The sequence below is a fragment of the Streptomyces sp. CLV115 genome (assembly GCF_038448545.1).
GTDB classification, from domain to species: domain Bacteria; phylum Actinomycetota; class Actinomycetes; order Streptomycetales; family Streptomycetaceae; genus Streptomyces; species Streptomyces sanglieri.
In genome coordinates this window covers 1-10599 of record NZ_JBCEWQ010000221.1, presented here as the reverse complement: position 1 = coordinate 10599, position 10599 = coordinate 1, and the positions used below count along the sequence as shown (strand labels likewise).

10 protein-coding genes and 3 pseudogenes are annotated in these 10599 nt (G+C 69.1%); 4 read left to right on the top strand and 9 right to left on the bottom strand.

The annotated features are described in order from the left end of the window. The coding region (locus AADR41_RS38990; RefSeq protein ID WP_342286959.1) for an outer membrane protein assembly factor BamB family protein at positions 1 to 1429 on the top strand (1429 nt) is incomplete at its 5' end. On the opposite strand, the gene AADR41_RS38985 is transcribed toward AADR41_RS38990, so the two are convergent. Further along, positions 1408 to 2169, bottom strand: coding sequence for a Dyp-type peroxidase (locus tag AADR41_RS38985; RefSeq protein WP_342286957.1), 762 nt, complete (start codon positions 2167 to 2169; stop codon positions 1408 to 1410). The two genes, AADR41_RS38990 and AADR41_RS38985, sit on opposite strands and share 22 nt — an antisense overlap. A 35-nt stretch (positions 2170 to 2204) precedes the next feature. On the opposite strand from AADR41_RS38985, the pseudogene AADR41_RS43060 reads away from it, so the two are divergent. Then, a pseudogene (locus AADR41_RS43060) lies at positions 2205 to 2396 on the top strand (site-specific integrase); the annotation flags it as partial. A 129-nt stretch (positions 2397 to 2525) separates the two neighbouring features. On the opposite strand, the gene AADR41_RS38980 reads toward AADR41_RS43060, so the two are convergent. Further along, positions 2526 to 3101 (bottom strand): hypothetical protein, encoded by a 576-nt coding sequence (locus AADR41_RS38980; protein WP_342286955.1) that lies wholly within the window; start codon positions 3099 to 3101, stop codon positions 2526 to 2528. Positions 3102 to 3328: 227 nt separating this feature from the next. Between AADR41_RS38980 and AADR41_RS38975 the strand changes: the two are divergent. Further along, a pseudogene (locus tag AADR41_RS38975) lies at positions 3329 to 4060 on the top strand (site-specific integrase); the annotation flags it as partial. 140 nt (positions 4061 to 4200) lie between these two features. Here AADR41_RS38975 and AADR41_RS38970 read toward each other — a convergent pair. Both AADR41_RS38970 and AADR41_RS38965 read right to left on the bottom strand, forming a co-directional pair. Then, on the bottom strand, positions 4201 to 4500 hold the full coding sequence (locus tag AADR41_RS38970) for a hypothetical protein (protein ID WP_342286954.1): 300 nt from the start codon (positions 4498 to 4500) through the stop codon (positions 4201 to 4203). Between the two features lie 210 nt (positions 4501 to 4710). Then, positions 4711 to 5907 (bottom strand): hypothetical protein, encoded by a 1197-nt coding sequence (locus AADR41_RS38965; protein ID WP_342286953.1) that lies wholly within the window; start codon positions 5905 to 5907, stop codon positions 4711 to 4713. An 84-nt stretch (positions 5908 to 5991) separates the two neighbouring features. Here AADR41_RS38965 and AADR41_RS38960 point away from each other — a divergent pair, with 84 nt between their 5' ends. Continuing rightward, positions 5992 to 7167, top strand: a complete 1176-nt coding sequence (locus tag AADR41_RS38960; protein ID WP_342286951.1) for a C40 family peptidase — start codon at positions 5992 to 5994, stop codon at positions 7165 to 7167. A 73-nt stretch (positions 7168 to 7240) separates the two neighbouring features. Here AADR41_RS38960 and AADR41_RS38955 read toward each other — a convergent pair whose 3' ends face one another. The 5 genes and pseudogenes from AADR41_RS38955 to AADR41_RS38935 form a co-directional block, all read right to left on the bottom strand. After that, positions 7241 to 8488, bottom strand: a complete 1248-nt coding sequence (locus AADR41_RS38955; protein ID WP_342286949.1) for a styrene monooxygenase/indole monooxygenase family protein — start codon at positions 8486 to 8488, stop codon at positions 7241 to 7243. 30 nt (positions 8489 to 8518) lie between these two features. Next, complete coding sequence (locus AADR41_RS38950; protein WP_342286948.1) at positions 8519 to 9169, bottom strand: GTP-binding protein; 651 nt, start codon at positions 9167 to 9169, stop codon at positions 8519 to 8521. Then, the gene (locus AADR41_RS38945; protein ID WP_342286946.1) at positions 9150 to 9563 is read right to left on the bottom strand and encodes a DUF742 domain-containing protein; all 414 of its coding nucleotides are present in this window, start codon (positions 9561 to 9563) and stop codon (positions 9150 to 9152) included. Before AADR41_RS38945 ends, AADR41_RS38950 begins: the two co-directional genes overlap by 20 nt. After that, the gene (locus tag AADR41_RS38940) at positions 9560 to 10039 is read right to left on the bottom strand and encodes a roadblock/LC7 domain-containing protein (RefSeq protein ID WP_342286944.1); all 480 of its coding nucleotides are present in this window, start codon (positions 10037 to 10039) and stop codon (positions 9560 to 9562) included. Before AADR41_RS38940 ends, AADR41_RS38945 begins: the two co-directional genes overlap by 4 nt. Then, positions 10036 to 10599, bottom strand: a pseudogene (locus AADR41_RS38935) (histidine kinase); the annotation flags it as partial. The gene AADR41_RS38940 and the pseudogene AADR41_RS38935, both read right to left, overlap by 4 nt.

Genomic DNA, 10599 nt, shown 5'->3' with positions numbered 1-10599 from the left:
CGCCCCGGCCCTGCCCGGCGGGGTGCCCGCCGTGCCCCCGCCGATGGGTCCGCCGGCCCCGCTGCCGGTACCCGCGGGGCGTCCCGTCACTTCCGTGCGGCCCTCCTCCCCCGACGCCAACCGGCGCACACTGCTCATCGGACTCGCCGCCGGGGCCGCCGGCCTGGTCGTCGGTGGCGGCGGTGTGCTGGCACTGGGCGGCGGTGACGACGGGAGTACGGACGATCCCAAGTTCGCGCCGGGCCACAGCGGTCCCACCGTCGCCGGACTGCCGCCGCAGCCCCATTGGGTGTACACGCTCCCGGCGGCGGAAGAGGCCCCGCCCACCGCGGCCGTCTGGAACGACCGGCTGCTGGTGCTGACCGGCAAGAGCGGCGCGACCGCCGTGGACCTGCGCACCGGACGCCGGGCCTGGGACAACGCGGACGCCGCCGAGGGGAGCACCGCCCTCCCCGCCGGCAAGAACCTCTGCTTCGTCGCCACCCCCTCCGGGTTCCTCTGGCTGTCACCGAAGGACGGAAAGACCGCGCATCGGGTGGAGCACGGGGACCTCTCCGACGGAACACCGAAGCTCTCCGCGCCGGAGATCGTCGGCTCGTCCGGTCCGGTGGTCTGGTTCACCGGCTCCGAGAAGGTCACCGTCAAGGCCCCGCCGCCGAAGAAGGGCAAGAAGCGCGGCAAGGACAAGCAGGTCGTCAGGGCCTATCTCTTCGCGTACGACATCGTGCGGCGCAAGCAGCTGTGGCGGGCCCCGGTGCCCGCCGGACGCGACGGCACCCCCGTCCACCGGCTGATCGCGCTCGGCGAGGACAACCTGGTGGTACGTCAGAGCCCGGCCACCCTCGCCCCCGGCGACGTCCGGGCGGCCAAGGGCAAGGCGGTCTTCCGGAGCTTCGACCGCAGGACCGGCAAGGCCCTGTGGACCAAGCAGTTCGGCACGGTCGCCCCGGACGCGGCGGCCACGGGCGACGACCGGGGCCTGCTGTACGCGGCGGTGGGCGACGGCCTCCAGGCGTTCGAGACCCCGGCCGGCAAGCCGAAGTGGACGCTGAACGGCACCGGCGGCACTCCGTACGGCACCCCCGTCGCCACCGGAGCCGTACTCCACACCACCAACCGCAACCAGGAGGTGGGCGCGGTCGAGCTGGAGACCGGCCGTCTGCGCTGGCGCCGCTCGACAGAGGCGGCGATCGGCACCGCCGCCCCCGCCGTCACGCTCAGCACGACCGGCGACACCCTGCTGGCCGCGGACGGCTCCCAGGTCACCGCGTTCGCCGCCGAGGACGGCCGGCGACTGTGGAAGTTCCAGGACATCGGCACCCAGGACCCGAAGGGCCCCACGGTCACCGCTCCGTACCGTGTCCTGACGACCGGCCGGACCGCCGTCGTACAACGCGGCCGGATCTTCTACGCGTTCCCGGTCGCCTGACCGAAGAGCGCGTCGATCCAGGCGCCCCCGGGCGGCGGCACGAAGAAGTACCCGCCGCCGGTGGTGAGGACGTACTTGGCCATGGCCTCCCCCTCCAGGCGCTTCTGCACAGCCTCGAACCCGTTGGCCAGGTCCCGCTGGAAGCAGGAGAAGATCAGCCCGCTGTCGCCGTCGCCCCGGTCGTAGTTGTAGCTGCGGCGCACCAGGGGCGGCGGGTTGCGCCGATCGGGGGCGGCGAGCCGCACATGCGAATCCAGCGGTGTGACCCTGCCGTTGGGGTCCGCCGCGAAGCCGGGCTGCTCGTCGGCCGGAGTTCCGTCGAGCCATCGGCCGTCCCGCCGCCGCCCGATGATGCGCTCCTGCTCGCGCACGGAGTCCTTGTCCCACAACTCGGTCGCGAACCGCACGATCCGCACCACTTGATAGCTGCCGCCCACGGCCCAGTCCGGCTCGCCCTGCCCACTGCGCACCACGGCCCGATCGGCCACCTCGCGCTCGGTGCCCGGATTCCCGAACCCTTCGGTGAAATGAAACGGATTACGGGAAAGCCCCTTGCCGTCCTCGACCCGATTCACATCCCGGAACCCGTCGACCTGCCACCGCACCCGCCACCCGGCGGCCTGCCTCACCACTCGCTCGGCAGCCTCCTGCACAGCCCTTCTGCCGCCCCCGGTCACCTGCACGAGCACGTCCCCGTGCGGCTGAGCAGGGTCGAGCAGATCCCCAGCAGAGGACGGCATCGCCCTCAGTCCGCGAGGACGTTGCGCCCGACCCACAGGACGTCGACCTCGCCGTGATCAAAGAACTCCTCGGCCACGCCCACATCGGCGTCACCGCCGGCGTCTACGCCCACGTCAGACTCCGCCTCCAGCGCAACGCCACCGATCTCCTCGGTCGCACGCTCGACTGCCCCACCGGTACAAACTTCGGTACCGACCTACCGCCTTGCGCACCGGCCGTCCGCTGACGTTGCCGTCACCGTTGCCGGCAAACAGAGAAACCGCCGCTGGCGTTTGGCCAGCGGCGGTTCCCCGTATGCTCGGAAGCCTTTCCCCAGCCGAGTGGAATAGGCGCTTATTCGAGATTCGCTCTACCCTTACAGGTCACCCTGGATTTTCAGCCAGGAACGAATCTCACCTTCAATCTCTTTGTCTTTGATGTGCGAAGAGACCCACGGGAGAGCCGACAGGATCAGCTCAACATCTTGCAGCCCCGAAAATGCCACATCACCCGCCAGAGTCACTTCACCACCAACAGGCGCATAGAATCCCTCGCCTGCGTTAAGGTGCTCGACCCTCCGAGTCTCCGATTCTGCGATCGCGCGTTCACGCGTGAGAGGAATCTGCTGCAGCGCCCACCCTGCAGAACCGTCCGGTGTAAGGATTTGCGGAAGGCCGGCAACCGGAGGATCGAATCGCAGGGCAAGCGCGGCGATTCTGAGCATCCAGTAGGCGCCGATCGCAGCCCTGACGCCCCCAAGCCTGACAGCCAGCAGGACGGCCTCTGCAGCAAGGGTGAGGTCCTCTGTGCGTCGCTCCGGGATCATCTCTCGGAAGGGAGAGGCGCTGACCTCCAAGGACTCGAAGACCGACAGCCACCACTGCGGCGAAGCACCGTCAGGGAAGCGGCGGGACACCCAGTCGGCAAGCTGCCCTTCAGGGACGTCCCGCATTTCGCGAAGATCTGAATCTACCCTCATTTACGGCGCCCTCCCGCCAAAATCTCGAATAACTGCGAGCGGAATCCTGAGGCCAGCTTGTCCAAAGGCATCCACCCCTTGGTCGATGAACGAAGCGGCACACTGGGCGCAGGGTGGCGTGTAGTGACCCGTGCAGTTATCGAACGATGTGACTCTGCCGCCACTTCCGATTGTGATCTGCCCAGCACCGACAACCGGGGATCCGCGAGAACACCCACACCCGCTATGCCGCCTGCGTCCACCTTCACCTCATCCCCGGCCTCGGCACCAAGAAGATCGCGCGACTCACCGCCAAGGACATCCGCATCGCGACCGAAGCCCGCGCCGACCGGCTCCACGCGCTGTACGAACTCGCCCTCCGCACCGGCCTCCGTAAAGGCGAACTCCTCGCCCTCCACTGGGAAGACCTCGACCTCACCGCCGGAACGGCCGGCATCCGGCGCTCGCTCCAGCGCACCCGCACCGGCGGCCTCACCCACCTGCCCACCACGACCCGGGCGTCCGAACGCCGTATCGCCCTCCCCACCGAATGCCTCCGCTTCCTCAAGGAGCACAAGCAGCAGGCAACGGAGCGAGAGACGGCAGGGTCAGTCCGGAACGACATCGGCCTCGTCTTCACCACGCCCACAGGACGGCCTCTCGACCCTGCCAACCTCACCCACCGCTTCCGCAGCTTCCTCAACCGGGCCGGACTCCGCCGCATCCGCTTCCACGACCTCCGCCACTCAACCGCCACCCTGCTCCTGGAACAAGGCGTCGACCTCGCCGTGATCAAAGAACTCCTCGGCCACGCCCACATCGGCGTCACCGCCGGCATCTACGCCCACGTCAGACTCCGCCTCCAGCGCAACGCCATCGACACCCTGGGCACCACCCTCAGCCTGGCCAACGACGAACCTGACGACCCATCCGACGCAGCAGCCGTCCGCTGACGTTGCCGTCAGCGTTGCCGTCAAACGTCCAGAGAGCCCTGCCGGACTGCGTCCGGCAGGGCTCTCTGTTTTGACATCTTCCGCAGCACTTCCCCTTCACTGCCTGGCACTTACTTACAGACTCGAAGCAGTGAAGCGACTTATGGAATCCCGAGAATGTTGGATACCGCTTCGTGCACCTGAGTCGCAATGCGAGTTAGCTGCTTAAGCTCACCCTCGCTCTTGGCGGCTCGCTCCAGTTGCCACTCGATGAACATGGGGGCGAACCAGATGAGTTGTACGAGCCTCGCATCCACAGTCTCACCGATCGGAGGAATCCGAGAAAGTAGCGCTACGTACGCTTCACCAGCATCGAGATCAAATTCCCCAGACCGAAGCTTTCCGAGAAATCCAGACTCGTCATCCCATGCTTCGTCTAGAAGTTTCAGCAGGTCATCCATGTTCACCCTAAAGGCCAGTGTCCGACGATCGCTTCCGCCGGGATATTTTGCCAGACCAAAACTTCTGAGTCCTTCCTGGCGTAGGCGCCATGCCTCCTGCTCGACGGGAACGGACCAGAAGAGATATCCACGTAACTATGCGGAATGCGCCTCAGGTCAATCGCAACCACCCCATGACCTTTGCTGCACTTATCGAATGCAATGCTGGGGTTATTGGTTGTCGAGATACATTCCCGTCTTGTCGTAGCCGGTGGTGCGGGTGATGCCGCCGGGCATCGTGGCGGTCTTCTCCCGGCCCACCGCGTCCAGCTCGAACCCGATCTCCTGGGTGCCCGACGTGATGGAGGTGAGGATGCCGGCCGTATCGAAGCCGTAGCCGGTCGTCCGGCCGCCCGCGGTCATCGTCCTGCGGCGGTCGGCCCCGTCGTAGTCGTAGCCGACCGTGCCGTTGGGGCCGGTCACCGTCTTGGGGCGGTCGTAGGTGTCGTAGGTGAAGGACTGGTTGCCGGCCTGGCTGTCGGTGATCTGCTTGAGCAGGTCGTGGCCGTCGTAGTCGTAACCGACACTGGATTCGGCCTGGCCGGCGATGTCGACGCCGTACTGGGCGGTCTTGGCCCGGCCCAGGAGGTCGTAGGTGGCGGTCGCAATCTTCCCGGAACGGCTGGTCGCCTTCTTGAGCAGTCCGGCCGCGTCGTACTCGAACTTGGCCTGGGCACCCACGGCGTCGGTTGCCGTCTCGGGGCGGTCCGCGTCGTCGTACTTCCAACTGACCGTGTTGTTGCGGGCGTCGGTGAGGGTGGTGAGGTTGCCGTTGTCGTCGTAGTCGAAGCCCGTCGACCGGCCGAGGGGGTCGGTGACCTTGCGGGGCTGGTTCAGCTTGTCGTAGACGACGGTGGTGAGCGACCCGGCGGTGTCGTTGAGTGCGGACACCTTTCCTGCGGAATCGGTGAACTGGCGCGACACCCTGCCTTCGGCGTCCTTGACGGAGACCAGGTCACCGTTGCGGTAGGTGAACTCCGTCACCGCGTCGGCGTTGTCCGTGACGGACTTGATCTGCCCGTCCGGCGCGTAGGTGAGGGTGGTCCTGCGGTCCTCCGGGTCGGCGACCGTCTGCAGGTTCCCCCGGGCGTCGTAGCCGAAGACGGTCTCGTTGCCCAGCGGGTCGCTCGCCCTGCCGGGCTGGTCGAAGGGGCCGTCGAAGGTCGCCGTGCCCGAGGCACGGGCGTTGGCGGTACCGGCCTGCTCCACGGAGCGGGTCACATGACCGTTGGCGTCGTAGGTCAGCTCGCCGGCGAACCTCGAACGCTCCAGCGGCGGCCGCACCCGGCTCACGGACGGGCCCACCCGGAGCACACCCACGACCGTCCGGGCGAACCCACCCGCCGCCACCCCACTCGGTTCTTGCATCTTTGGACCATGAGTGGCCGTATTGATCCGTTGTGCTCACATATGGGGTAGTCCCATGATCGCCCCGCCATCGGAGGTGATGTCGTGTCGGGCGGTGTCCTTCGTACGGTCTGTACGGCGGCTCTGGTCGCAGTCGTCGCGGCCTCGCCTGCGGCTGCCGCGCCGGTGGCCCCGGACCCCGCCGGGGGCGGCGCGGCGAAGGCGCCAGCCGGGCCCGCGGGGGCTAACCGGAGTGTCGCTCGGCTCCTGTCCGAGCTGCGGCAGTTGTACCAGCAGGCCGAGGAGGCCACCGAGACGTACAACGGGACCGCCGCGGAGCTGAAGAAGCGTACGGCGCAGGCGAAGAAGCTGGATGCCGAGCTCGTCGCCGCCCGGACCGCGCTGACCGGCAGCCGCGACGAGGCCGGGCGGCTGGCCCGGGAGCAGTACCAGGGGCGGTCCGACTTCTCCGCGTATCTGCGGCTGCTGCTGGCCCGGGATCCCGAACACCTGCTGGACCAGGGACATGTGATCCGGCGTGCGGCGGCCGGGCGGGCGGCGACGGTGAAGCGGCTCACCGGCGCCGAGAAACGTGCCGACGAGCTGGCCACCGAGTCCCGCAAGGTGCTCGACCGGCAGCAGGTGCTGGCCGCGAAGCAGAAGAAGCAGCGGGACACGGTCCGGGCGCGGCTGAAGGCCGTCGAGTCGATGCTGGCCAAGCTCTCCGCCCCACAGCTCACCGAGCTGTCCCGGCTCGAACAGCGGAACGTGGAGAAGGCGCAGGGCGCCCTGGCCGCCTCGGGGGCACTGTCCTCGACGAGGGCGCCGTCGGCGGCGGGCGGGGAGGCGGTGCGGTACGCGATCGGGCAGGTCGGCAAGCCGTACGTGTGGGGCGCGGAGGGCCCGGACTCGTTCGACTGTTCGGGGCTCACCTCGCAGGCCTGGGCGAAGGCGGGCCGGGCCATTCCGCGGACGTCGCAGGAGCAGTGGCGGCAGCTGCGGAAGGTGCCGGTGAACGGGCTGCGCCCGGGTGACCTGGTGGTCTACTTCCCGAAGGCCACCCATGTGGCGATGTACATCGGCAACGGCCTGGTGGTGCAGGCGCCCCGGCCGGGCTCACGGGTGAAGGTCTCGCCGGTGGCGTCGAATCCGCTGCTCGGCGCCGTTCGGCCGGACCCGCTGAGCGGGGCGCTGTCCGCGTACAAGCCACCGCGGCTCCCGCAGGGGGCGTCCTCGGGCCCGGACACGGGATACGGCTCGTCGTCGGCCCCCGGGCGGTGACCCGCGCTCCCGGGAACACCGGCAGGGCCGGGTCCGGTCGGTCGCCCGACGGAGCCCGGCCCTGCCGCGGTGATCAGGCGGCCGGTGCCGCCCCGGACACCTCGGCGAGGTACGCGTTGGTCTTCTCGGGGTCGAAGAAGAAGTTGTCGAAGTCCGCCGGGTCGTTGAACCCGTTGGCGAAGCGGTCGGCGACCGGCTGGAGCTGACCGGCGGCGCCGATCAGGTTCAGCACGTGCTCCGGCGGTACGCCGAGCATCGCGTTGGTCCACTTCACGACGTGCTGCGCGGTGTCCCAGTAACGGTCGAACGTGGCCTGCATCCACTCCGCGTCGAACTCCCGGTCGCCGTGCTCGACGATCGAGTCCAGGTACGCGTTGGCGCACTTGGAGGCCGAGTTGGAGCCCTGGCCGGTGATCGGGTCGTTGGCGACGACGACGTCCGCGACGCCGAGCACCAGGCCGCCGCCGGGCAGCCGGCCGATCGGCTTGCGGACGGTCGGGGCGTAGCGGCCCGCCAGGGTGCCATTGGCGTCGGTCAGTTCGACCTTGGTCGCGCGGGCGTACTCCCACGGCGTGAACCGCTCCATGAGCTCCAGCGTCTTCGCCAGGTGCTCGGAGGGGTCCTTGATGCCCCGGAACACGTCGACCGGGCCGCCCGGGACGCCCTCCCAGAACAGGATGTCGGCGCGGCCGGACGTGGTCAGGGTCGGCATCACGAAGAGCTCGCCGACACCGGGGACCAGGTTGCAGCGGACCGCGTCGAAGTCGGGGTGCTCCGGGCGCGGGCCCATGCCGTGGACGTATGCGACGGCCAGGGCGCGCTGCGGGGCGTCGAACGGCGAACGCGAGGCGTCCCGGCCGAACATGGAGACCAGCTCGCCCTTGCCCGCGGAGACCATCACCAGGTCGTAGGTGCGGGAGAAGTAGTCCAGGTCGGAGACGGCCGCGCCGTGGATGACGAGCTGTCCGCCGCGCTGGGCGAAGGTCTCCATCCAGCCGGCCATCTTCACGCGCTGGTCGACGGACTGGGCGAAACCGTTCAGCTTGCCGACCCAGTCGACGGCGCGCGAGGAGTCCGGGGCCGCGACGGAGACGCCGAGGCCCTCGATGTGCGGGGCCTGGGACTCCCAGAAGTTGAGCTGGTAGTCACGCTCGTGCTGGAGCGCGGTGTGGAACATGCACTGCGTGGACATGACCCGGCCGGTGCGGATCTCGTCGGCGGTGCGGTTGGACATCAGGGTGACTTCGTACCCTCTGGACTGCAGTCCGAGAGCGAGCTGGAGCCCGGACTGGCCGGCTCCGACTATGAGTATCTTCCGCATCGCGGTTCTCCGTTACGTATGGCGTTCGAGCTATGCCGGGGTGGCGTCGAGGGCGAGGCCGACCAGGGCCAGCAGCGACTCGACGACGGTGATCCTGTTACGCGCGTCCATGATCACAACAGGCACGTTCGGCGGGACGGTCAGGGCCTCCCGGACGTCCTCGACCTCGAACCCGGGCGTTCCCTCGAAGTGGTTGACGGCCACGATGTACGGCAGCCCGCAGCTCTCGAAGTAGTCGAGGGCGGGGAAGCAGTCGGCGAGCCGGCGGGTGTCGGCCATCACCACGGCGCCGATCGCGCCGCGCACCAGGTCGTCCCACATGAACCAGAAGCGCTGCTGGCCCGGTGTGCCGAACACGTACAGCACCAGGTCGTCGTCGAGCGTGAGCCGGCCGAAGTCCATGGCGACCGTCGTGGTGACCTTGTCGGGCGTCGCGGAGAGATCGTCGGTCTCCTCGCTGGCCTCGGTCATCATCGCTTCGGTCTGCAGCGGGGTGATCTCGGAGACCGACCCGACGAAGGTCGTCTTGCCCACGCCGAAGCCGCCCGCGACCACGATCTTCGTGGCGATCGGGGCCCTGGTGTGGTCGAGCTGCCAGGCCTGGAGCGATTCCTCGGCCTGATCCCTGGCGCCCGGCTGACGCGGGGCGAAGAGCGGCGACTCAGAGACGGCGGAGTCCATTGAGCACCCTTTCGAGCAGTGCGCGGTCGGGCTGGCCGGTGCCGTGACCGGTCCCGTACACGCGGATCTTTCCTTGGTCGGCCAAGTCGCTGAGCAGCACCCGGACCACGCCGAGCGGCATCTTCAACAGGGCCGAGATCTCCGCGACGGTACGCATCCGGCGGCAGATTTCGACGATGGCCTGGAGCTCCGGCATGACGCGGCCGGCCAGGTTGCCGTTGGTCAGCTCGCGGCGCTCCTCGGGCGCTTCGAGCGCGGCGACGAACGTCTCGACGAGCAGGACGTGGCCGAAGCGGGTGCGTCCGCCGGTGAGGGAGTACGGGCGGACCCGTGCGGGCCTTCGTTCGGCCCCGCGGACGGGGAGCCTGCGGGCGGTTTCAGCAGCGGGCTTCACTGGGTGCTCTCCATCGATTTGCGCAGTTCACTGCGGAGTTCGGGGGTGAGTACGTGTCCGGCCCGGCCGACGAAGAGCGCCATGTGGTAGGCGATGACGCTCATGTCGCAGTCCGGGGTGGCATGCACTCCGAGGAGTGAGCCGTCGCTGATCGACATGACGAAGACACTGCCTTCGTCCATGGCGACCATCGTCTGCTTGACGCCGCCGCCGTCCATCAGCTTGGCGGCGCCGATGGTGAGGCTGCCGATGCCGGAGACGATGGTGGCCAGGTCGGCGCTGGAGCCTCGGGGGCCGCCCTGGCCGCCGCCGGTCGGGGCGTTCAGGTGACCGGGGTCGGAGGAGAGCAGCATCAGTCCGTCCGACGAGACGACGGTGACCGAGTGGACCCCTGGCACCTCCTCCACGAGATTGCTCAGCAACCAGTGAAGGTTACGGGCCTCGGTACTCAGTCCGAATGTGCTGGGCGCAGTCAACTGCGTGCCTCCTCGACTGTGTCCCCCGTCTCGTCGGTCCGATCGGTCCGGCCGCCATCGAGGCCGGCCGCCCCACTGTGTTCGGTCTGTGCGGCGGCTCCCGGGAGTGCCCGGGTGGCCGTGGTCTCCGCGATCTCCGCCTCGACGTCCCGGCGGCCGTCCTTCGCGCCCTGGTGGAAGCCGCCGAGCCGGCGGCGCAGCGCCTCCTTGTCCAGGCTGCCCCTGCGCTCGGCGGTGGGTGCAGCGGCGGGCTTGGTGACCTTGGGGGTGCGCTTGGGCAGCCCCTTGTCGGTGATGCGTTCGGCGGGCTGCTCGGGCTGCCGGGGGCCGGGCAGGGCGTCGGCCGCCGGCGTGGCGGCCGGCGCGGCGGGGTGCGGCTCCGGGACCTCGTCCGCGGCGCGCTCATGGCGGTCGGGGCCGATGGCGTACGGGTCGGGCGCATCGGTCCCGGGGGCGTCCGCGAACTCCGGCACCACGGGGAGCCGGACCTGCATCGTGACCTCGGACTCGGCCTCTGCCGGGGCCTGCGTCCCGGCGGGGGCCTGCGCCCGGACCGGAGC